30 protein-coding genes are annotated in these 22,221 nt (G+C 45.2%); 26 read left to right on the top strand and 4 right to left on the bottom strand.

Annotated elements, in window-relative coordinates; translation table 11 throughout:
- Positions 1 to 10: 10 nt before the first annotated feature.
- The 26 genes from V6D44_RS03125 to V6D44_RS03000 all read left to right on the top strand — a co-directional run bounded on the left by V6D44_RS03125 (position 11) and on the right by V6D44_RS03000 (position 19,929).
- Positions 11 to 838: an XkdF-like putative serine protease domain-containing protein gene (locus V6D44_RS03125; RefSeq protein WP_087990889.1), complete on the top strand. Its 828-nt coding sequence runs from the start codon at positions 11 to 13 to the stop codon at positions 836 to 838.
- Between the two features lie 25 nt (positions 839 to 863).
- Complete coding sequence (locus V6D44_RS03120) at positions 864 to 1,799, top strand: phage major capsid family protein (RefSeq protein WP_087990890.1); 936 nt, start codon at positions 864 to 866, stop codon at positions 1,797 to 1,799.
- Positions 1,800 to 1,820: 21 nt separating this feature from the next.
- Entirely contained in the window at positions 1,821 to 2,204 is a 384-nt protein-coding gene (gene yqbG, locus V6D44_RS03115; RefSeq protein ID WP_087990891.1) for a protein YqbG, read from the top strand.
- Positions 2,201 to 2,557 (top strand): YqbH/XkdH family protein, encoded by a 357-nt coding sequence (locus tag V6D44_RS03110; protein WP_202328554.1) that lies wholly within the window; start codon positions 2,201 to 2,203, stop codon positions 2,555 to 2,557. Before yqbG ends, V6D44_RS03110 begins: the two co-directional genes overlap by 4 nt.
- Positions 2,554 to 3,039, top strand: a complete 486-nt coding sequence (locus V6D44_RS03105; protein WP_333516258.1) for an HK97 gp10 family phage protein — start codon at positions 2,554 to 2,556, stop codon at positions 3,037 to 3,039. Before V6D44_RS03110 ends, V6D44_RS03105 begins: the two co-directional genes overlap by 4 nt.
- A 12-nt stretch (positions 3,040 to 3,051) precedes the next feature.
- A complete protein-coding gene (locus V6D44_RS03100) occupies positions 3,052 to 3,492 on the top strand; it encodes a phage tail terminator family protein (protein ID WP_202328556.1) in 441 nt (146 codons plus the stop codon).
- A 3-nt stretch (positions 3,493 to 3,495) separates the two neighbouring features.
- Positions 3,496 to 3,714, top strand: a complete 219-nt coding sequence (locus V6D44_RS03095; RefSeq protein WP_333516257.1) for a hypothetical protein — start codon at positions 3,496 to 3,498, stop codon at positions 3,712 to 3,714.
- Positions 3,711 to 5,111, top strand: coding sequence for a phage tail sheath family protein (locus V6D44_RS03090; protein ID WP_202328558.1), 1,401 nt, complete (start codon positions 3,711 to 3,713; stop codon positions 5,109 to 5,111). Before V6D44_RS03095 ends, V6D44_RS03090 begins: the two co-directional genes overlap by 4 nt.
- A gap of 1 nt (position 5,112) precedes the next feature.
- On the top strand, positions 5,113 to 5,556 hold the full coding sequence (locus V6D44_RS03085) for a phage tail tube protein (RefSeq protein ID WP_087990896.1): 444 nt from the start codon (positions 5,113 to 5,115) through the stop codon (positions 5,554 to 5,556).
- Positions 5,557 to 5,646: 90 nt separating this feature from the next.
- Positions 5,647 to 6,093, top strand: coding sequence for a phage tail assembly chaperone (locus V6D44_RS03080; protein WP_010330418.1), 447 nt, complete (start codon positions 5,647 to 5,649; stop codon positions 6,091 to 6,093).
- A 41-nt stretch (positions 6,094 to 6,134) separates the two neighbouring features.
- Complete coding sequence (locus V6D44_RS03075) at positions 6,135 to 6,275, top strand: hypothetical protein (RefSeq protein WP_202328635.1); 141 nt, start codon at positions 6,135 to 6,137, stop codon at positions 6,273 to 6,275.
- A complete protein-coding gene (locus V6D44_RS03070) occupies positions 6,276 to 11,045 on the top strand; it encodes a transglycosylase SLT domain-containing protein (RefSeq protein WP_333516256.1) in 4,770 nt (1,589 codons plus the stop codon).
- The gene (locus tag V6D44_RS03065) at positions 11,038 to 11,697 is read left to right on the top strand and encodes a LysM peptidoglycan-binding domain-containing protein (RefSeq protein WP_202328560.1); all 660 of its coding nucleotides are present in this window, start codon (positions 11,038 to 11,040) and stop codon (positions 11,695 to 11,697) included. The genes V6D44_RS03070 and V6D44_RS03065 overlap by 8 nt, the downstream gene beginning before the upstream one ends.
- Positions 11,698 to 11,712: 15 nt before the next feature.
- Positions 11,713 to 12,690: an XkdQ/YqbQ family protein gene (locus tag V6D44_RS03060; RefSeq protein ID WP_333516300.1), complete on the top strand. Its 978-nt coding sequence runs from the start codon at positions 11,713 to 11,715 to the stop codon at positions 12,688 to 12,690.
- The gene (locus V6D44_RS03055) at positions 12,690 to 12,956 is read left to right on the top strand and encodes a DUF2577 family protein (RefSeq protein WP_087990899.1); all 267 of its coding nucleotides are present in this window, start codon (positions 12,690 to 12,692) and stop codon (positions 12,954 to 12,956) included. Before V6D44_RS03060 ends, V6D44_RS03055 begins: the two co-directional genes overlap by 1 nt.
- A gap of 57 nt (positions 12,957 to 13,013) precedes the next feature.
- Positions 13,014 to 13,439, top strand: coding sequence for a DUF2634 domain-containing protein (locus V6D44_RS03050; protein WP_087990900.1), 426 nt, complete (start codon positions 13,014 to 13,016; stop codon positions 13,437 to 13,439).
- The gene (locus tag V6D44_RS03045) at positions 13,432 to 14,475 is read left to right on the top strand and encodes a baseplate J/gp47 family protein (RefSeq protein ID WP_333516299.1); all 1,044 of its coding nucleotides are present in this window, start codon (positions 13,432 to 13,434) and stop codon (positions 14,473 to 14,475) included. Before V6D44_RS03050 ends, V6D44_RS03045 begins: the two co-directional genes overlap by 8 nt.
- A complete protein-coding gene (locus V6D44_RS03040) occupies positions 14,462 to 15,040 on the top strand; it encodes a YmfQ family protein (RefSeq protein WP_333516255.1) in 579 nt (192 codons plus the stop codon). The genes V6D44_RS03045 and V6D44_RS03040 overlap by 14 nt, the downstream gene beginning before the upstream one ends.
- Complete coding sequence (locus V6D44_RS03035) at positions 15,037 to 15,309, top strand: hypothetical protein (RefSeq protein ID WP_010330427.1); 273 nt, start codon at positions 15,037 to 15,039, stop codon at positions 15,307 to 15,309. The genes V6D44_RS03040 and V6D44_RS03035 overlap by 4 nt, the downstream gene beginning before the upstream one ends.
- Positions 15,310 to 15,311: 2 nt before the next feature.
- Positions 15,312 to 17,039 (top strand): pyocin knob domain-containing protein, encoded by a 1,728-nt coding sequence (locus tag V6D44_RS03030; RefSeq protein WP_087990903.1) that lies wholly within the window; start codon positions 15,312 to 15,314, stop codon positions 17,037 to 17,039.
- Between the two features lie 14 nt (positions 17,040 to 17,053).
- Entirely contained in the window at positions 17,054 to 17,383 is a 330-nt protein-coding gene (locus V6D44_RS03025) for an XkdW family protein (RefSeq protein ID WP_087990904.1), read from the top strand.
- A complete protein-coding gene (locus V6D44_RS03020; RefSeq protein WP_087990905.1) occupies positions 17,380 to 17,544 on the top strand; it encodes an XkdX family protein in 165 nt (54 codons plus the stop codon). Before V6D44_RS03025 ends, V6D44_RS03020 begins: the two co-directional genes overlap by 4 nt.
- A 44-nt stretch (positions 17,545 to 17,588) precedes the next feature.
- Positions 17,589 to 18,428 carry a phage-like element PBSX protein XepA gene (gene xepA / locus V6D44_RS03015; RefSeq protein WP_087990906.1) on the top strand — a complete coding sequence of 280 codons (840 nt, stop codon included), beginning with the start codon at positions 17,589 to 17,591 and terminating at the stop codon, positions 18,426 to 18,428.
- 52 nt (positions 18,429 to 18,480) lie between these two features.
- Positions 18,481 to 18,750, top strand: coding sequence for a hemolysin XhlA family protein (locus V6D44_RS03010; RefSeq protein ID WP_087990907.1), 270 nt, complete (start codon positions 18,481 to 18,483; stop codon positions 18,748 to 18,750).
- Positions 18,751 to 18,760: 10 nt separating this feature from the next.
- The gene (locus V6D44_RS03005; RefSeq protein WP_087990908.1) at positions 18,761 to 19,024 is read left to right on the top strand and encodes a phage holin; all 264 of its coding nucleotides are present in this window, start codon (positions 18,761 to 18,763) and stop codon (positions 19,022 to 19,024) included.
- 11 nt (positions 19,025 to 19,035) lie between these two features.
- Positions 19,036 to 19,929, top strand: a complete 894-nt coding sequence (locus V6D44_RS03000; protein WP_253269026.1) for an N-acetylmuramoyl-L-alanine amidase — start codon at positions 19,036 to 19,038, stop codon at positions 19,927 to 19,929.
- A 31-nt stretch (positions 19,930 to 19,960) separates the two neighbouring features.
- Here V6D44_RS03000 and spoIISC read toward each other — a convergent pair whose 3' ends face one another.
- The 4 genes from spoIISC to V6D44_RS02980 form a co-directional block, all read right to left on the bottom strand.
- Positions 19,961 to 20,098, bottom strand: a complete 138-nt coding sequence (spoIISC, locus tag V6D44_RS02995) for a three component toxin-antitoxin-antitoxin system antitoxin SpoIISC (protein ID WP_253269027.1) — start codon at positions 20,096 to 20,098, stop codon at positions 19,961 to 19,963.
- Between the two features lie 84 nt (positions 20,099 to 20,182).
- The gene (spoIISB, locus tag V6D44_RS02990; RefSeq protein ID WP_010330434.1) at positions 20,183 to 20,353 is read right to left on the bottom strand and encodes a three component toxin-antitoxin-antitoxin system antitoxin SpoIISB; all 171 of its coding nucleotides are present in this window, start codon (positions 20,351 to 20,353) and stop codon (positions 20,183 to 20,185) included.
- On the bottom strand, positions 20,353 to 21,099 hold the full coding sequence (gene spoIISA, locus V6D44_RS02985) for a toxin-antitoxin-antitoxin system toxin SpoIISA (RefSeq protein WP_148963835.1): 747 nt from the start codon (positions 21,097 to 21,099) through the stop codon (positions 20,353 to 20,355). The genes spoIISB and spoIISA overlap by 1 nt, the downstream gene beginning before the upstream one ends.
- A gap of 109 nt (positions 21,100 to 21,208) precedes the next feature.
- Complete coding sequence (locus V6D44_RS02980; protein WP_148963834.1) at positions 21,209 to 22,210, bottom strand: inorganic phosphate transporter; 1,002 nt, start codon at positions 22,208 to 22,210, stop codon at positions 21,209 to 21,211.
- Between the last annotated feature and the right edge of the window lie 11 nt (positions 22,211 to 22,221).

The raw sequence follows: 22,221 nt of genomic DNA, 5'->3' as shown, positions 1-22,221 counted from the left end.
AATCAAGCAGGTGGCGCGGGAATTAAAAAATGCCAAAATCAGCTTTGTCAGCTATGTGGACAAGGCGGCTAACCAGACAGAATTTTTCTTTACGAAGTCAGCCGGACCTCCGTCATTTGAAAAAAAGGTTCAGCTGTTTACAAAAAGTGAGCAGGATGAACAAAAGCTTGTGTACGGAATCGTGTATGAGCCAGATGTTCCTGACGCCCACGGCGATTATATGACCGCCGAGGAAATTGAAAAAGCGGCGCATGGCTTTCTCGCGGAGGCACGGGAGATTGACATCAATCACAGCTTTGAGGGCGGAACCGGCGTCGTGGTCGAGTCATATGTGGCGCCCGATGATTTTATGATCGGGTCAAAGCAGATTACAAAGGGCTCGTGGGTGCTCGTGACGAGAGCGTCTGACGAGGTGTGGGAACAGATTAAGGCTGGAATCATCACCGGCTACAGCATGGCGGGCACTGCTGATGTGTATGAGGAAGAGCCGGTTGAAAAAGCGGGATTCTTCAGTGTATTCAAGCAGATGCTGGCTGACAAAACAGGAAAGGAGACTGAAGAAATGAGAAAAGAAGACATGAAAGAATCATTCGAGCATGCGCTTTACCCTTTGCTTAAACGGCTTGAGCGGATTGAAAAAAACACAGACACGGAGGGAAATCCGGAGCAGACGGGTGATGACGAGCGCCTGAAAAAAGTCGTTGAAGAGATGCTCGCCCCGCTGATTGAACGAATCGAGGCTTTGGAAAAAGCGCGAGGCGCATCTAAGCAGACAGCGGACGATGCGGGCGGCAATACAGAGCAAGTTAAAAAATCAATCTGGAGCGGACTGTTGTAAAACCAGTCAAAGAGGAGGAAATCAATTGAGAAATCAAGAGATCATTCGGAAAGCGGAAATGTCGCTTTCTGCTTTAAAAAGCGGCGGACTTATGAACCCCGCGCAAGCATCGGCTTTTATCCGCATGGTGCAAAACACGCCGACCATTTTCAGTGAATCCCGTGTGATTCAAATGGAGAATGACTCGCAAAAGTTTGAGAAAATCGGCTTCGGCCAGCGTATTTTGCGGGCGGCTCAAGAAGGAAAAGCACTGTCAAACGACGAGCTGACTGTTCCAACGACTAGCACTGTCCAGCTGAACACGAAGGAAGTCATTGCGGAAATCAACATTACGTATGACACACTGGAAAACAATATTGAAAAAGACGGCCTGCAGCAGACGATCATGAAGATTTTAGCAGAGCGCGCGGCAGTAGATATTGAAGAGCTGATTGTAAACGGCGATACAGCATCAGCGGATCCGTATTTGGCACAGCTGGACGGCATTCGCAAACAAGCGGTGTCCCACATCGTTGATATGAACGGTGAAGAACTGTCCAGAGCGACATTCAAGAAAGGCTTAAAGGCTGTTCCGGCGAAATATTTGCGCATCCCTCAGGAATTCAGATTCTATACATCTCACGGCTTAGAAGTTGAATGGAAGGACCGCGTGGCAGACCGCCAGACAAACTTAGGGGACCAGGCTGTTCAGGGCGGCTTGTCAACTGCATTCGGCGTACCGGTTAAAGGGGTATCCAATATGCAGCCGTACACAGTCGGTGAGGGAGATGCGCAATATGACGCTTCCGATATCATTCTCACACATCCGAAAAATATCATTCTTGGCTTCTCTCGCAATATCCGAATTGAAGTCGACAAAGACATCCGCTCCCGTAAATTCATTATTGTCTTAACGGCCAAGCTGGACAGCAAGTTCGAGGAAGAGGATGCCTGCGCGAAATTAATTAACGTAAAAGAATAATAGAAACGGGGTGGTCAGCTCATGCTCATTGAACCGACTGACGTAGCCTCCTATTCGGTCTTTGATCGAGTGAAAAACAGGCCGGAAGAACTGCTGGCGCAGGATATTATCGAGGCGGAAGCGGAAGCGGCTCTCATCACGGGCCACCGCTTTGAAGACAGCGTTTATGACCCGCTGCCCGATAAAGCGAAACTGGCTTTGCTGAAGCTTGCCCAATATTTTGCGCTTGTAAACAGCGATGAATCAGCCTCATCAAGCTATCAGTCTGAAAAAATGGGGGATTATTCCTACACGTTTTCCGGAGACGGCGGCATTCAGCGGCCGGAGGTATATCATTTGCTCGAAGCGTTTATCGCGCCGGGCTACGTCCCTGAGTCCTCCAGACTGAAGGTGAGGTCTTTATGAGCTATCAGCACATGCTCATTCACCGCTGTGCCATTTATCATGAAGCGGTGCAAGCGCCGTCTGCAGGCCGATTCGGGATTCCGGCGGATAAGCTTCAGCCAGTGATTTTGTATCCGGACTCACCCGATGAACAAGATGTCCCTTGCTATTTTACCGAAAAAACGCAGCAGCTGATCCAGAAAGAGCCGGATCAAACTGTATATCACAGCTTTCTCGTCCATTTTCCGTTGTCAGCGGACATCCGCGTGAACGATAAAATCATTTGGGAGAATCATCAATATATACTAAAGCTGCCGAAAAGGATCAGACATCATCATTGGGAAGTCATCGCGGTCAGGGATGAAAGCCTATGAAAATAGCGGGGCTGAAACAGCTAAACACATCATTAAAAAAAGCGGCATCAGGCGGCTTTTCACGTCAGGCGTCCCGCTGGCTTGAGGAGTGCGGGCAAGATTTTCTGGAGATCGTTCAATCTGAACTGATCAGCACACAAACGATTGATACAGAAAAACTGCTCAGCTCCTTCCAAAAAGGCGCGGAGGACAATCTATGGATTGCGCAAAGCGGAGGGCTTTCGCTTGAGGTGGGTACACAGCTTGATTACGCTTCATTTCTGAATGACGGCCATTGGACGTCAAAAGAAAATGTCAGATGGGTGCCAGGGCATTTCCAAGGTTCGCGGTTTATTTACGATCCCGCGGCTTCAACGGGAATGGCGCTCAAGAGAAAATGGACCCCGGGCACGAGCTACTGGGATCATGCGCTGCTTTTATATGAACAGCTGTTTGAAACATCGCTGGAAAGCAAATGGCGCCAGTGGCTGAAGAAGCTGTAAAGGAGGAGCAGGATGAACAGCGAAACAGGATCGATCATGGCGTTTTTATACAGCCGGTGGTCTGTTCCCATATATGAACGCGAGCTGCCTGATCAGTTTCAGGTGCCGTCGTTATACGTCCCAACGCCATCTGTTTTTGAGGAAACAGATACAGTCTCCACATTTAAAAAAACCTACAGTCTCAATGTGAAGCTGTTTCATCTTGACTCTGTTCAGGCGCTTGATGAAGCGGACAGGCTCGCGGATGCCATCAGAGAAGCGAGAAACATGGTTCCGCTGCTTAATGAATCCGGTGAGAAGACGCGGGATATGGTTCGCATTACCCGAATCGAGACAAGGGTAGGAGACAGGGGCGAGGCGGTCATGGTGATCAGGTGGAGCAGCCGATATTATTATCACAAAACAGAACAGCCTGTCTTACAGGATATCGACATGAACAGCGGGGTGAAATAAGCGGTGGCAAAGAACAAACAAGAGAAGAAGGCTGTACATACGGAGAGCCGGGAAGCTCTTTTTGATACAGCGGATTTAATTAAGCACGCGAAGGAGCTGTTCGGCGTTAAGCCGGATATCCTTCAGGGGGCTTTATTTGGCGTGGATCAAACACGTATGACGAAATCAGAAGCCAATCGATTGATTCAAACATTTCTAACCAAGGAGGTCATGTCATCATGAATGGCGGAACATTTACAACAGGCAAAGAAAAAGAACGTGCAGGCATTTATTTTAACTTTAAAACGACAGCACAGGAGCGGGTGTCGCTCGGTGAGCGGGGGACAGTTGCACTTCCGGTTGCATCAAGCTGGGGTGAAGCGAAAACGTTCGTCTCCATTTCCAGTGTTGAGGATCTAAACAAAAAAGTGGGCCTCAGCATTGATGACCCGTCTTTATTGCTTTTGCGTGAAGCAAAGAAAAATGCGCAAACGGTATTGATGTACCGTCTATCCGAAGGTGTCCGAGCGTCTGCTGATATTGCTGAAGGCGTCAAAGCGACAGCTGTATATGGCGGATCAAAAGGAAATGACATTATCATCCGCATTAACCCAAATGTGCTGGATGCTGCTTCTTTTGATGTGACAACGTATATGGATGAATCAGAGGTTGATAAACAAACCGTCAAAAAGGCTGAAGAATTAACAGCTAACGGCTATGTCACCTTTACCGGAACAGGCGATCTTTCTTCGACAATTCCGCTCACTGGTTCAGAAGGTGACACTGGAGCTGAGACACTGAATGCATCTGCGGGAATCCGTTTGTCCGGCGGTACGGATCAAACACCTGTCAACTCCGACTATACAGATTTTTTAGCCGCGGCTGAAACGGAGAGCTTTGATGTGATTGTGCTGCCTGTTGCGGAAGGGGATCAGCTGAAGGCGACGTTTGCTGCTTTCATTAAGCGCCTGCGCGACGGCCAAGGACAAAAAGTGCAAGGGGTCACAGCTAATTATGCCGGTGATTATGAAGGGATCATCAACGTAACAGAAGGTGTGCTGCTGGAAGATGGCACAGAAGTTACGCCTGACAAAGCAACGGCTTGGGTAGCTGGGGCAAGCGCAGGAGCTACCTTTAACCAATCACTGACATTTGTAGAGTACGAAGGCGCCGTTGATGTGTTACAACGCCTTGACCACGATGCGATTGTTGAACGTTTGGGCAAAGGCGAATTTTTATTCACATTCGACGCCCGCGATAAATCCGTCAGTGTAGAAAAAGACATTAACTCACTCGTTACGTTCACAGCCGAGAAAAACAAAAAGTTTGCGAAAAACAAAATCGTTCGTGTCCTTGACGCTGTGAATAATGATTTAACACGCGAGCTGAAGACCTTAATCAAATCAAGAAAAGGCAGCGGAAGCGATATCCCGGCGTCTGAAGACGGACTTCAGTATGTAAAAACGATGATCACGCAATACATGACAACTCTTCAGGATGCGGGCGGCATCACCGGCTTTGATTCTGATGAAGATATCACAATTTCCATGAATGAAGACCGTGACGGCTTCTTGATTGATCTGGCTGTACAGCCTGTCGACGCAGCAGAAAAATTCTACTTTAATGTGGAGGTAAACTAATATGGCATTAAAAGCGCAAAATACTATCTCAGGAAAAGAAGGACGCTTATTTCTTGATGGCGAAGAAATGGCGCACATCAAAACATTTGAAGCAAACGTCGAGAAAAACAAGTCAGAAGTAAACATTATGGGCCGCCGCATGACAGGCCATAAAACAACAGGGGCAAATGGAACTGGAACAGCGACGTTCTATAAAGTCACATCAAAATTCGTGCTCCTGATGATGGACTATGTCAAAAAAGGCAACGATCCTTACTTCACACTCCAAGCTGTCCTGGATGATCAATCCTCCGGACGAGGCACAGAGCGAGTCACCCTGTACGACGTCAACTTCGACTCTGCCAAAATCGCAAGCCTTGATGTCGATTCAGAAGCATTAGAGGAAGAAGTTCCATTTACATTCGAAGACTTCGACGTGCCTGAAAAGCTTTCCGACACGTTTTAATCAAAGCTGAACCAGCCATACGCAGACCTTTCTCAGAAAGGTCTGTTTTTTACACGATGAAATCAATCAAAAGATAAGGGAGTTTTTTACATGAGCGAGAAGAACGAAAACGTATATGATCTTTCTTTTTTTATGCCGGGAAAAACAATTGAAGCTGAGGAAATCAAAGTGCCGATCTCAAAGCGTTTTGTTGATAAAAAAGGGAACATCGTGCCATTTGTTTTTAAAGCGATCACGACAGAGCGTATTGATGAATTGGAGAAAGAAACAACAACGTATAAAAATGTCAAAGGCAGAGGCCGTGTAAAAGATTTAGACAGCCAGCGCTTTTATGCCCGAATCGCAGTTGAATCAACCGTTTATCCGGACTTCCGTTCAAAAGATCTTCGAGAAGCATACAAAACGGCCGACCCGGTAGAAGTTGCGAAACGCGTCCTCTCAGTCGGAGGCGAATACGCAAACTGGTTAAACAAAGCGATTGAGATTAATGGTTTTGAAGATGAATTAGAGGATCTGGAAGAAGAAGCAAAAAACTAATAAAAGATGGGCATAAAGAAGCCGTGTATCTCTATTATGCGATGCACGAGCTTCATTATTCTCCATCAGATTTATTAGAACTGTATGAAGCGCCCCGAAACTTTAAGGCGCTGTTGAATGGGCTGATTGGCTATAAGCTGGATCTCCTTGAAAAACAAGCAAAGAAAGGAGGGGTATCGTAATTGGCAAAGCTGACAGCAAGATTTGATATGGAAGACCGTGTAAGCAAAAAGTTAAGAAGAATTCAAAATGGATTTCGGGCACTTGAAAAATATAGAAAAATGGCGCAGCGAAAAAGCGCTATCGATATACGAAAAGATAGTAAAACCATATTAAGAACGATTGACCGCATACAAAAATCTCTAAAGAAAAAGCTGGGTTCTCAAATGATTTCCATTTCAGCTGAGGATAACGCCAGCACTGTCATTCAGCAGATTCAAACTCAATTGCAGGGATTGCCGTCATCCATATCTATTAAAATCTCTGCTAGTGATCAAGCAACAGCAAGGTTTGAACGATTAAGAAAGCTCGTTGCAGGTTTTAAAGGCTTTACGATCACACTGAGTGCAGAAGATCAAGTTTCGCCGGCTGTGCAAAAAATAAAGCGTTATATGGAAACCGCACTTCAAAATGGTTACTCTGTTACGATACGTGTGATTGATCACGTCATGAAAACAGTCGGCCGTATTTCAGCCGGCATTGATGCCTTAACAGGAAAAGACAACAAATTCGAGCTGGCTATTAATGACAAGGTGTCAGATAAGCTGGATTCCTTGCAGAAAAGAATTGACAGTATGGGAATCTCAGGTTCAGCCGATAAAGCAGCTCCTTCAGCCGGAGGAAATGCCGGTGGTATTGCAAGCATGTTTGATCCAGAACCGATTTTGACAGCACTGGACAAATTTGCTGCATCATTCATGGAAAAAGTGGATGACATCGCTACAAAATTCAGCCCAGAAACAATCTTAACAGAGCTGGATAAATTTACAACATCGTTCATGAATAAGGTGGATGCGATTGCGACAAAATTCAGCCCGGAAACGATTTTGACTGAGCTCGACAAGTTTACAACATCATTCATGAGTAAGATGGATGCAATTGCGACAAAGTTCAGCCCGGAGACAATTGTGGCACAACTGGATAAGTTCACAACATCATTTATGGGAAAAGCGGATGCAATCGCAACGAAGTTCAGCCCGGAAACAATTGTGGCACAACTGGATAAGTTCACCACATCATTTATGAGTAAGGTGGATGCGATTGCAACAAAGTTCAGCCCGGAAACGATTCTAAAACAGCTGGATAAGTTTACAGGCTCTTTTATGAAGAAAGTAGATGCAATCGCAAGTAAATTCAGTCCTGAAACCATTTTTAAACAGCTGGATAAGTTTACAGGCTCATTTATGAAAAAAGTAGACGAAATCGCAAGTAAATTCAGCCCTGAAGCCATTTTTAAGCAACTGGACAAATTTACAGAGTCCTTTATGAAAAAGGTAGATGATATTGTAAGTAAATTCAGCCCTGAAGCCATTTTTAAGCAGCTGGACAAATTTACAGAGTCCTTTATGAAAAAAGTAGATGATATCGTAAGCAAATTCAGTCCGGAAACGATTTTTAATGAACTGGATAAGTTTGCAGAGTCCTTTATGAAAAAAGTGGATGATGTCGTAAGTAAATTCAGTCCTGAAGCCATTATTACTAAAGCAGAAGACTTTGTAACAAATATTGTTGACAAAATTTCAGAAAAGTTCAATTTTCTGAACCCGGATAAAATCGCCAATAAAGCCGAAAAGTTTGTTGATAACATTGTCTCCAAAATCGCGAAAAAATTTGAGAAATTCAGCCCTGATAAAATTATTGAAAAGGCGGGGGAGTTTTTTGAAAAGATTATAAAAGGCATTGTTGAAAAACTGGGAAATCTGGATTTTGGAGGACTGCTTGGGGGCAAATCCAACGGAAGCAAAGGGAAACAAAAAGCCTCAAAAGCCAATACAAAGAACGCAACTTCTAACAACTCAAACCGCACTAAAAAACCTTCTATGAACAAAAAAGCGTCAGGTTCTAAAGCGAAGAAGTCAGGCGGAAAATGGGGCGGGGCTTGCGGATGCTGCTGTGCCGGAATCAGTACAGGCAAAAGCAAAAAAGTCAAAAACAGAAACGGTTCATCAACGAAAGGCAATAAAACAAATTCTGTGAATACGCCGAAATCCGCAAAAGCAGCTAAAGGCGCATCAGGCAAAGGATTTTCAGGTCTTCTGAAATCATTGGGAGGTTCAAAAGGTTTGAAGGGCGGACTGAAGGGCTTAAAAGGAGCCGCGAAAGGAATCCCAGGACTAGGCGAAATCTTGTCTCTTACTGACTTAGCCGGAATCAATAAGGATAATGCCGGTGAAAAAGTAGGTTCAGCCGGCGGAGGTTTGGCAGGAGCAGCAGCCGGAGCGGCAATTGGAAGCGTTGTTCCGGGAGTCGGGACAGTGATTGGCGGTGCAATAGGAGGAATTGCAGGATCTTTCGGCGGAGAAAGTTTAGGTAAGGCAATTGATGATGGCGCTCTAAATGATACATGGAACAGCATTAAAGAGGGGGCGCAAAATGCGTGGTCAGCCATTCAGGGTACTTGGGGCACTGTATCAACATGGTTTATGGACAATGTTTGGACACCTGTATCATCCGCGGTTGTGGGTGTTGCTACAAATATATGGTCAAACATCGTAAACGCATGGACAACGATACAAACCATTTTTAGTACCGTATCAACATGGTTTATGGACAATGTCTGGACGCCTGTGTCCTCTGCGGTTGTCGGTGTGGCTACAGCCATTTGGTCTAAAATTGTAGGTGCATGGACGACGATTAAAAATGTGTTCAGTGCAGTTGCTTCCTGGTTTATGAGCAATGTGTGGGGGCCAGTCAAATCCGCTGTTATCGGAGCGGCAACCACAATCTGGGATAAAATGACTGGTGCTTGGAATAAGATTAAGAGTGTTTTCAGTACAGTATCGGGATGGTTCATGAATACAGTTTGGAACCCGGTCAAAAATACAGTCTCAGATGTAGGTAAGGGAATTTCTGACGCTTTCCAAAAAGCAATAGATGCCGTCAAGAAGATATGGAAGGGTCTGAGCGGCTGGTTTAAAAAGAATATCCAAGAACCTCTTGCAAAGGTTGGAGAAGCCATCTCAGATGCTTTTTCTAAAGCGTTCGGCTGGGTGAAGAAAATTTGGGATAAAGCTGGCGGCGTAGCTAGCAAAGTGATCAATTTTGTAACCGGCGGCGGAGATCCGGATAAAGGTAAAGATCCGGATAAAAATGCCACAGGCGGCTACATCACTAAACCAACCATCTCTTGGATCGGTGAAGCCGGCAAGGAATTTGTTATCCCTGTCGATAACAACCGAGGCCGTGGCAAAATGCTTCTTTCACAAGCGGCGTCTAAACTCGGTATGCAAGTCGTAGACGACATGGGAGCCGCTTCGTCTTCTGGTGGAAGTTCGGTATCTCTCTCAGGAGGAGCAGCTGCCAGCCCGTTATCAGGATCAGCTTCTCCATCAATGGACACTGCAAATCTTACAGGCCAAGCGTCCGCACTCGGACAGCAATTTTCAGAAGGCATTGGCAAAGGCATCAGCGATCAGCCGGTCAATATTGAAGACTGGAAAAAGAAAAACATCAATACGCCATTTACGCAAATGATTTCTTCTTCACCAAATTACGGAAAACAAATGGTGAGCGGGTATTCCAAGGGTCAAAACAGTACAGCGACCGGAACAGATGGCTTCCTGCAGACGAAAGTCAAAACACCATTCCAGAACACTGTGAATAAATCCTCTTCATGGGGAACCGGTACGATCAAAGGGTTTACTTCCGGACAAAATAGTTCCCAGACTGGTACTGATCAGTATGTAAATACTCATGTGAATAAGCCGTTTTTGAAGTCTAAAGAATCATCAAACGGCTGGGGAACCGGAATGATCGGGAATTTTGTTTCAGGTATGACTTCAAAGGCAAGTGACGTTCATGAAGCTGCCAAAGAACTAGCGAAAAAAGTTGAGAAAGCTTTTCGTGAAGAGTTAGATATCCATTCACCTTCTCGTGTCATGATGAGCTTGGGGCGTTTTGCCTCTGTTGGTGTTGTAAAAGGTCTGGATTCTGTAGATGTGAAAAAATATGCTGAAAAGCAAGCTGGTTCACTGGCTGCTGCATATTCCGGAATGGGTGCAGCAGGTGGAAATGTGAAACAGTGGCTTATGGCTGCAATGATGGCCACAAAAACACCATTGAGCTGGCTTTCAGGTTTGATGACGATTGCTCAGTATGAATCAGGAGGTAACCCTAACTCTATTAACCTGTGGGATAGTAACGCGAAGGCGGGGAATCCATCGCAAGGTCTCATGCAGACAGTTCCGACCACATTCAATGCTCATAAAGCACCGGGTATGGGTAACATTAAAAATCCGATTCACAACGCTGCTGCCGCTATAGGATATATCAAAAGCAGATACGGCTCAATTGACAATGTACCTGGTATTAAAAGCTTGAAACGTGGCGGTCCGTATGTCGGTTATGCCAACGGCGGACTGATTACAAAAGAGCAAATCGCCCGTGTCGGTGAAGGAAACAAGCGGGAATGGATCATTCCGGAGGAGCGGGGCATCCGCGGCCGCTACCTCCTTCAGAAAGCGGCGCAAGCTCTCGGGATGGAAGTGACAGATCCGTCTCAATCCCAGCAGTCTGAGCTTTCCTCAGGACAAGTTTCAGCCGTTACCTCTGGAACCCGGCAAACGATACAAACGGCCGGAACGAAAGAAATTAAGATTGAGTTTAATGGTGATCAGCATTTCCATAATGGACAGGACGCTGACAGCCTGGTAGCAAAAATTAAGCAGGCATTACTTGATGAATTACAAAAAGACATGAACACCGGAACAAAGGGGGTCGTAGCTTTTGACTAAGTCTGTTTATGAATTTTGGATATCACAGGGGAAGGAAAAGCTGCGGTTTCCTGTTCTTCCTGAAACGTTGGATATAGCGAATAGTGTGCAGAATGACTCAGTAAAGATAACAGGGCTGGGAGAAATAACGTTTATTGAAGAACCTGGAGCGAAAGAAATTTCATTTTCTTCTTTTTTTCCAAAAAAGTATATACCGATAGCTGAATATCAAAATCTCCCGTCACCTGAGAATGCCATTTCGAAAATTGAAAAATGGATGAAGGCTAAAAAGCCTGTCCAATTTTTAATTACGGGAACAAAAATCAATATGACATGCAGCATTGAAAGCCTTAAATACAGTGAAGGGGACAACGAGATAGGAGATAGGGATTTTGATATCGTCCTGAAAGAATACAAAACCGCTTCCCCACGAAAAATCAAACAGAAGAAAAAAACAAAGGCAAAGCGCCCGTCGAAGGCGTCTCCAAAAACCTACACCGTGAAAAAGGGAGATACGCTGTGGGACATTGCCGGCAGGTTTTATGGGAACAGCACGCAATGGCGCAAAATATGGAACGCCAATAAAACCGCAATGATCAAACGAAGCAAACGGAATATCAGGCAGCCGGGGCACTGGATTTTTCCCGGCCAAAAATTAAAGATACCGCAATGAAACAGGTGATGTATGATGATAGAACTGTTTGTCATTAAAGACACAGAGTGGCTTGAGCTAGTGGCGGAAAGCGTATCGCTGGAAGGCCACCGTTATCAGGCGCCTCGCTCTATAGAAGCGACCATCGTCATCAAACAGGGCGACCAGACGTATTACAGCGTTACTGAGGGAGATACAGTCTTGTTTAAGTGGAAGGGAAAAGAGCTTTTTCGCGGCATTGTTTTTGCAAGAACACCGGACGAGCATACGCTTGCCTTCAGTGCGTATGATATGCTCCAATACCTAGTCAAAAACCAAGATGTGTACGTGTTTTCCAATCAGCGGGCCGACCAGATGATCAGGCGGATCGCCAATGATTTTCAAATACCGACAACCTCAATTGCGAACACAGGCCATACGATCAAAAGCCTTGTCATAAAAAATGATACAACCTTATATGACATCATCTTAAAAGCGCTGAAACAGACGAAAAGCCAGACTGGGCGGCATTATCAGCTGTATTCAGAAAAAGGAAAGCTCGGTCTGCGTGCTTGGCCAGATCCGTCAGAGGTATGGGTGTTGGAAACGGGCGTCAATATCACGGGTTACCAATACAGCACTTCCATAAACGACACTGCAACACGGGTTGTGCTCCGCCGGCAGAAAGACAAGAAGACATATAAAGCGTCTGCCAAGGACAGTTCAGGCTTAAACAAATACGGCGTGCTTCAGTATACGGAGACGGTCACAGATGATATCAACCAAGCTCAGCTTCAGCAGCGGGCAGATGTGCGCCTTGCTGAAAAAAAGGGCGTCAAAAAAGAACTGAAAAATATTCAGGCAGTCGGCATTCCAGTAGTGCAGAGCGGCTTGCCTGTCTATATTTCCATTCCGGAGGCCGGGATCAAGAAGACCTATTGGGTAGATACGGACCGGCACGAGTTTAAAGGAACGAAACATACGATGACCATTGATGTTGTCGAAAAGAACACCATGCCGGAAGGAGTTTCCTGATGAGATTGAGTGAGGCTATTAAACATTTGGCCGTCGGCGCAGTTGACGCTGAGTCTCCGGTGGAGCTGCTCCCGGCTGAGGTGGTTTCGGTTTCTCCTGTTGAAATCAAATTAAAAGAAAACAGCAAACTGATCATACCGGCTGACGCCCTCATCATCCCAAAACGGATGAAGTCCGGAGGAGACGATGCACTCGAGCCGGGGGATCGCGTCATGACCGCGGCTCTGACTGGCGGTCAATCGTTTTTTATTTTAGATAAAGTATAGACAAACCTTCAGCACGAAGGGGTTTTTTATTTAGCTTGTCAAAAAGGAGTGGGCATCATGGCCCTGACACCAGAAGTGGAGTTTGAGGATTTTGAGGATGAAAGTGACGTTATTGAAACCTCGCAAACATACAAAATAGATTTTGAAAACGGAAGAATTACAAATGAGCTGATTACCGGGCTTGAAGCGATCAGACAATTCGTGTATATCGCCTTACAAACAGAACGATATGCGTATTCCGTATACAGCCATAATGTCGGAAATGAGCTTCAGGACGTGCTGACAGATCATGAGACGACTGATGCCTATAAAAAAATGGAGATTCCGAGGCTGATAGAAGAAGCACTGATTTATGACGACCGGATATCTGCTGTAACAGATTTTGAGATAGAAAAACAAGGCGATGCGTTTCATGTTTCCTTTGTGGTGGAGACAGATGAAGGGGCGCTTGAGATTGAGGAGGTGATTGGTGAAGATGTTTGAGGAGCAGACCTTTGAAGAGATTATGGAACGCATGCTCAACAGCATTTCCGCAGATATTGACACAAGAGAAGGCAGCGTCATTTATAATGCGTTAGCTCCGGCGGCAGCCGAGCTTGCGAAGTCATATATATGGCTGGACACCGTGCTTGAGCTGGTCTTTTCTGATACCGCCCAAGGCGAATTTTTAGACCGGCGTGCAGCGGAAGCGGGGATTGAACGGACAGCTGCGACAAAGGCGGTCAGAGCGGGAGAGTTTACATCTGGAGTTACCATTCCTGCGGGCTCCCGCTTTTATGTGGATCATCTTTATTTTCAATATACGGCAGATGGGACGCTCATCTGCGAAACACCAGGTGAAGCGGGTAATGCCAATTTGACCGGACGCAATCTACTTTCACTTGATACCATTCCTGGATTAGAAACAGCCATTATCAAAGAAATCCTGATCCCGGGACGCGAGGAAGAAGGAGACGACAGCTTAAGAGAACGGTATTTTACAAGGGTTCGGCGCGAGGCTGTCAGCGCTAACAAAATGCACTATAAAGAGTGGGCTGAAGAAGTGGACGGTATTGGAAAAGCAAAAATCTTTCCGCTTTGGAAGGGAGACGGCACGGTCAAAATTGTCGTTACGAATGTGAATCTCGAGCCGGCTTCCGATATCTTGATTCAAAAAGTGAAAGACTATATCGACCCTGAACCAGGACAGGGGGAAGGACAGGCGCCAATTGGAGCCTATGTCACAGTGGAAAGTGCGGTCTGGAAGGATGTTGAGATTTCGGCCGAAGTGCTGCCTGAGATCAATCACTCAATTGATGAAGTGAAGTCGGAAATTGAAGAGGGCGTTCTAAACCTCTTTAAGAAAATGGCGTTCGAAGACAACGTCATCCGCCTTTCTCAAATTAACAATATCGTCTATAATTCACCGTCAGTCAGTGATTATTCCAACATAAAAATCAATGGCACCTCAGAAAATCTGGTACTGAGCGACGTGGAAATTCCTAAGCTTGGGCAGGTGAAGATCATTGAGCAAACTTGATGACATGACAGCGTATCTGCCGCCGTTTCTCACCAGCCTGAAAGAAATGGCTGAGCTGCTGAAAGCGGAAGCGCCTGAGTTTGATCAACAGAATCACAGCATCTTTGATCTGACCGATCAGCTATTCGTGCCGACAGCGACATGGGGGCTAAGCCGCTGGGAAAAAATTCTAAACGTCCCGCGGGAATCAGGTGATACGGATGAGATCAGACGGTTGCGTCTCATTTCAAAAATATCGAACATTCCGCCAATCACCTACAAGGCCATTGAGCAGGCGGTCAATCGTTTCTTAAAAAAACCATCTGCACAGGTCCGCCTGCTGCCCGGCGAATACCGATTTAACGTGGATATCAATGTTGATGACCTTCAGCACATGAATGAGCTGATCGAAACGATAGAAAACATGAAGCCCGCTCATTTGGCGTATACGCTCAGAGGCGGATTGAACGAAACGCTTCAAATCAAAGATACAGTCATCCTGAATCACCGCAGATACCGAACAGCCAGTGAGCTGAAGCTCGGTTATTCTGTCACCCTTAACAACAATGAGGTGGTCTTAACTTGATTTCAACCATATACAGAGAACGTACAGCGGCAGATCTAAAAAGCAGAATTGATCACGTGCTGCTGAACGGACAAAAAACAGAAATAGTAGAACTCACTATTGACGGAGCGACAGTCACCGTCTTGACAAAACGTGAGGAAGACATCAAGCATATCGAAACGGTACAAATTTTTGACGAGCTGGGCAATGTGATCACAGAGAGAAAAACAGACCTGGACGTCAGTGAAAACAGAACACTCGATTTCAGATTTACTTTTGAGGTGGTGTAAACATGGCATACGAAGAAAAAACAGACTGGCTCCCCGACGACCCGATCAACGAAGACGACGTCAACCGCTGGGAAAAAGGCATAAAAGACGCCCACACAGACCTCGCCGCCCACAAAAACGACATGAACAACCCGCACAACACAACAAAGGCGCAAGTCGGGCTGGGGAATGTGGATAACGTGCAGCAGGCGGCGAAGAAGGATTTTGATCAGCATGTTAATGATGACACGATACACATTACTGCTGCTGAAAGGTCAAAGTGGAATAATGCGCAGTTAAGTAAGATATCAGACGATGATGGAAGAGTCTTCTACAAGAGCGTAACCGAAATCACAGATTATAATGATTTAACCGATACCGGTATGTATTTGATATACAACGACGGCCTGAACGGTCCGGGCCTAAACAGGTGCTTTCTTCTTGTGATGAGCTATAAAAACACACTTGTTCAAATAGCTTATGACGGATTTAAGGGAGAGCAATCTTTTTTTAGAATTAGAAAAAATGATTCTGCAACATGGACGGCATGGATTGAATCTGAAACTACAGAAGGGTCTCAAAAGAAAATAGATGCACATGCCAATAAAACAGATATCCACGTAACAAAATCTGATAAGGACAAATGGAATCATGCACAACTATATAAATTAACTGATACTCAGGGCTACCGAACTAAAATCCCAGATGGAACTGACTTATTAACGCTACCCTCTGGCTTTTATTATGCAGTGGGGAGTGTTATAACAAACAATCCTGTTTTAGGGGATGGATCTTGGTATAACTATGATGTTATCGAAACAGGAGGCGGGGGGCGAAAAACAATTTTGGCATCTAGAAGTTATGACGGAACCTTTTGGATGGCAACGATTCATACAGATGGCGTGTTTAAAGGATGGAATAAGATTGAGACTGAGGCAAGCGCTCAGAACAAAGCAGATAAATCCTTAGCTGAGGCTAAAAACTATGTTGACACAAATTATACGAATCAAAAATTAACCATACTTACAGGCTCTAATGCAATTCAAGATGCAAGAACTGGAGGAGATGAATATCCTCGGGGGCTAACATTAATGGATGTTGGTCAAGGAAATACTACGGGTTATCCACTTGGTTACGGAATCATAAAAAATGAGAAATATCATGATTATAGATTTGCTCAATATTTTTATGGGACTGGAAATGAATCTAACAGTTATTTTGATAATACTGGCACATGGATACGGCACTGGTGGAGTGGTTCCGGCTGGACAGCTTGGCATAAAATTTCTGGATTCGCTCATGCGAATATAGGAACTACCGGGATTCAGTATCTTGATAAAGCAGCTCATACAAAAATTCAGTTTAATCGCAAAATAAAAGATAGTCACAATGCTTTTGATACAAAAAATAGTAGATTCGTTGCTCCTAATGATGGAATGTTTTTAGTGGGAGTTGGGCTGTATATGATAAATACACCGGCATACATCAATTTTCATTTGAAACTCTATCTAAATGGATCATTGTATAAACCGGTTGACCATAAGAGAGGGGATTTTGTTGATAAGCAAAATGAAATGTACCTTGGCTTAAATGGTTATGTAACCGTTCCTATGAACAAAGGTGATTATATAGAGATCTATTGCTATTGCAACTATGGTGGTAGTGATAGAAGAGGTGTATCCGATTATAACGAGGCATACAATTTTATAAACATTCAAGAAATTGGAGGGCTTAACTATCCTACAGTATAAGTATAGGAGGAAAAATGATGATCGCAGAAGCAATCATGTATAAATATCCCAATACAGATCCAACAAAAGATTTTATCGTTCAAAATGACGGGGAAGGGTCTTATATAGCTGAATGGAACCTGCGCGCCCCAATCCCAACCCAAAAAGAGCTCGAATCTTGGTGGGAGGAGTCACAAAAAAACCCGCCGTACGAGCCGCCTAATCAGGTGGAGCTTCTCGCTCAGGAATTGTCGCAGGAAAAGCTGGCTCGCAAGCAGCTTGAAGAACTGAACAAAACATTGGGGAGCGAGCTGTCAGATATTAAGCTTTCATTACTTTCCTTGAAAGGAGATCATGCTGAATGAATTATTGGGTGCTTGCCTTGCATTTTGAGTGGGCGACAGCGGAGATGGTGAAACAGGCTATCGCATATCAAGACTGTTCAATTGAGGATCTGGCAGAGGGTGTGAACAAAAAGCTGATTACCCCTGATCAGTATAAAGGCATTACCGGTAAAGCCATGTAAGGCTTTTTTATTTTGCCTGTTTTTAGATCAAAAGGAGGATGAAGATGGTGAAGTATCAATATGAGTTTCCTCTCGATAAGACTGGAAAAGCTGGAGCTGTAAAGCCCTACAGAGGAGGAAAAAATGATTTTGTGACACCTGTTGCGAACTTGTCAGGTGTCGCGGAGATTTTAACAAACGCTGCCTTAAAGGCGACTGAGGCATACAGTCAGCTCGGGCAAGACAGGCTGGGCGCGGTTCTGATTTCGAAAGTAAAGGGCTGGGCGTATGCAGATCGCGAAGGCACGCTCTTTGTTGAAGAAAGCGACAACAATAATGTTTGGACAACGACAGCAGCAGTTAATGCCGCAGCCGGTGTCCTGACGGAGACGGACTGGGTGTATCTCTCTAAACGCTATTATCGCTTCCGTTATGTGAACGGGAACCTTCAGCAATCGGAATTTGCAGTCTACCAATCAGTCGGGGCGGGAGAAATGGATGTGCGTGTAAGTGAAAAAGCCCCTTTGCAGATTGACTTTTCGACGATTCAGACAGACGATGGATTGCTGAAAGTAAAAGCCCGCAACACGGTTGATTGTGTCTTTCATGAAAATGCCGATTCCGCCGGCGAAGGTGCTGCTTTACCTGTGAACGGTGCCGCGCATTTACTCGTTGAAGTATACGGCACAGCGGAAACGAGTGAGGTGAAATTTTGGGGTAAATCGTTGTCAGGACAGAAACTTCCGATCAGAGGCGTGAAATCTGATGATGCGTCCTCTGCCTCGGGAACGTTAGGGAAAGCTGAGGCGTGGGCCTTTGAGATTAAAGGGTTTAAGGAGATCATCATGGAGATCGCCAGTATCACCGGCGGATCTCTTTCGGTAAAAGGAACCGCGATTTCATAACCATTTCGGCCCTCGGAAGGGAGGTGATCCGCATGTAAAGGAGGAGTGAGTGATGCAGCAAGAGTTAGATGTTAATGTGTTCCAACAGGATTTAACAGACATGAAAGGTGAGCAAAAAGCGCTAGAGCAGCGGGTTTCCGTATTAGAACGCGTGTCAGACCGGCAAGACCAGCAAATCATGACGCTGAACGAGAAGTTAAACAAAATTGATGAAAATACAACGTGGATTAAACGCACCATCACAGGTGCCATCATTACGGCAGTATGCACAGGGATCATTGGCGGAGCCATCGCCATTATGTACAACCTGCTGCAGCATTAGGGGGATTTTTATGAAAACGTACGACAAAGGCACGGTCATCAGGACGGTGCTTCTTTTGGTTGCATTCATTAACCAAACCATGTTGATGTTTGGCAAATCACCATTGGACATTCGAGAGGAGCAGGTCAATCAGCTTGCTGATGCTCTTTATTCTGCCGGATCTCTCATTTTTACAATAGGGACAACAGTTGCCGCTTGGTTTAAAAACAACTATGTAACAGAAAAAGGGAAAAAACAGCGTGACTTGTTAAAGGAAAATAATCTGATGAAATAAGGAGAGATCATATGGTTAACATCATTCAAGACTTTATTCCAGTCGGTGCAAATAACCGTCCAGGCTACCTCATGACACCGTTCTACATTACAGTGCATAATACAGCGAACACTGCACCCGGAGCGGATGCCGAAGCACATGCCCGCTATTTGAAAAATCCTGATACGGCGACTAGCTGGCATTTTACTGTTGATGATACAGACATTTATCAGCATCTGCCATTAAATGAAAACGGCTGGCATGCGGGAGACGGAAACGGCAGCGGCAACCGGGCTTCTATTGGGATTGAAATTTGTGAAAATGCCGATGGAGATTTCGCTCAAGCAACAGCAAATGCCCAGTGGCTTATTAAAATATTAATGGCTGAGCACAATATCATTCTCGCCAATGTCGTCCCTCATAAGTATTGGTCAGGGAAGGAATGTCCGCGCCAGCTGTTGAATATATGGGATACGTTTAAAGCTGGGATTGGGGGAGGCGCGAGCCAAACCTATGTCGTGAAACAGGGTGATACGCTAACATCCATAGCGAGAGCGTTCGGTGTGACTGTTGCCCAGCTGCAAGAGTGGAACAATATCGAAGATCCGAATCTCATTCAGGTCGGTCAAGTGCTAATTGTAAGTGCGTCATCATACGCTGAAGAGCCCGAGATCTATCCGCTCCCGGACGGAATAATCAAACTGACAACACCTTACGCCTCAGGCGAACATGTCTTTCAGGTACAGCGAGCACTGGCCGCTCTCTATTTTTACCCTGATAAAGGAGCTGCCAATAACGGAATTGATGGCATTTACGGACCGAAAACTGCTGATGCGGTTGCGCGTTTTCAGTCTGTTAACGGTTTAGCGGCCGACGGTATTTACGGGCCGGCGACTAAAGCAAAGATCGCAGCGCAATTAAGCTAATCGCAGCAAAAAATCCCGGAGTTTCCGGGATTTATTTTTTCTTCTTCAACTTTTTTAATATACCTGCACTGCGCTCCCGAACCCGAAGCGAATACTCGGAAAGGCCAAACCTTCCGTAATCAACAAACTTCACACGCCTCACCAATTTTTTCACTGTATCACCTGACAATATCCTCTGTTTGTTTTAGTATATGTAACCCTTTAAGAAAAGGAATAAGGACAAGAGCTGTTTTCCCTTGTCCTTTTAGTGTGATCATGCTTTTTTTCGTTTATACTCGTCAATCAGCCGTTCGTTTTCTTTGAAGATTCTTGCTGTATGCGGGCTGACTTGATAGCTTGCGACACTGGTGGTTGAACGTTTTTTCAGGATCTTTGACGGTTTTGCCGCCCGGGGCTCGCATCCGTTTTGAAACGCGCGTTCCATTATCCTTCACCTTCCTCCTCAATTGGCAGAACTAAATCATATATGCTCGTTAATGATGTGAAAAGCAAATAATCAAATTCCGTGACAATGCTGTCAGACGTCAGCTTGATGACGTAGCTCTGTGTCTCGATGGTAAATGGGATGAGAACCACTTTTCCGTATTGGTCGTAATAAACATCCTTTCGATCGAGCCGTGTCTGCACGTCTGCCGGATCGTCCATATGCTCGGTTAATCGGTCCTTATCGGCCTGTGTCGAATAGTGACAAAGTGAGGCCGTTAAGTTCATTTTATCGGCATAGGCTTTCAGCAGCTTATCAATACCTTCAGCATATGCATCTATACTTCCATAATAAACGTGGATCGGTTCGTTTTTCAATAGGTATTGGTATGTTTTCAGCCGATCGAGATACATGTGAAGCATTTCGTTGTTTTCTTCGAGGATTTCTCTTGTGTCGGTTTCGAGTTCGCTGCCGGCCAGTTTTTTGACGTATGCACTTAAGAAGATGAAAGCGTCAATTAAAGCGAAACTGACAGCGACAATGAGATACCGTTCCCAGTCGGTAAACAGGGAAAAGGGCTCATATGTCCAGTATATCATAGCACCCAAAACAAACAGCAAGTACCATGTTTTCCGGATGGCGGACATTTTTTCTTTGACCTTCGCTTCGAAACGCCACGTGGCGTACACGTATAAGCCTAATCCGGCCATGATGCACCAGACCATGATCTGAAAGAATAAAAGCATACATGAATCCCTCACATCTGAAATAGGTTCTGCTTATTGTATTCGAGAGATGCGGCTGATTTTCCTGTTCCATCAAAAAAACCGCTCCTTTGACAGAAGCGGTGTGACATTAAAAGATCATATTTAAAATAAAGTAGGCGATGGCACCGAGTGTCGCTGAAATCGGAAGCGTGATGACCCATGTCACGAGCATACGTTTAGCTGTACCCCAGTTTACGCCTTTTACCCGGTGTGACGCACCGACGCCAAGGATAGATGAAGAAATGACGTGGGTTGTGCTGACCGGCAAATGTATAAATGTGGCGCCGAAAATAATGGCTGCCCCGGTTAAGTCAGCAGAAACACCGTTTACCGGACGGATTTTCATGATCTTTCCGCCAACGGTTTTGATGATTTTCCAGCCGCCGATTGAAGTTCCAAGACCCATGGCTGTCGCGCAGGCGAATTGCACCCAGGTTGGAATGACATTAGCAGAAGTATGTAAATTCGCTGTGATGAGAGCCATTGTGATAATTCCCATTGCTTTTTGCGCATCGTTTGTTCCGTGTGTATACGATTGCAGGGCAGCTGTTACAATTTGCACTCTGCGGAACTGCTTGTTCGTTTTCGACAAATTGCTGTCTTTGAAAATCAGCTTAACGATGCTGTAAAGAATAAAACCAAGAACAAAGGCAATAATGGGTGATAAGATCAGTGCTTCAATAATTTTGATGAAGCCCTTATAATTTAACGCAGCAAATCCGGCTGCGGCAATAGCTGCACCGGCAATAGCTCCAATGATGGCATGAGATGAGCTGCTTGGAATGCCGTAGTACCATGTGATCAGGTTCCAGGCAATCGCAGCGAGTAGCGCAGCCAAAATGACAACTGAACCATTTTCCAGTGTATAAGGGTCCACGATGTCTTTCGTAATGGTTTTTGCAACACCTGTAAATGTCATTGCCCCGATAAAGTTCATCACAGCCGCCATGATAATGGCGTGACGCGGTTTCAGCGCTTTTGTGGATACCGAAGTGGCAATTGCGTTCGCCGTATCATGAAACCCGTTGATGAAATCAAACACCAGAGCACAAATGACTATTAGTATCGTTAATATGAATAGAATATCCATTTTTACCCCTC

It is taken from the genome of Bacillus sp. 0209A (genome assembly GCF_036765095.1).
Lineage (GTDB): Bacteria > Bacillota > Bacilli > Bacillales > Bacillaceae > Bacillus > Bacillus subtilis_G.
The sequence above is the reverse complement of the archived record's forward strand: the minus strand, read 5'-3'. Positions and strand labels throughout refer to the sequence as shown.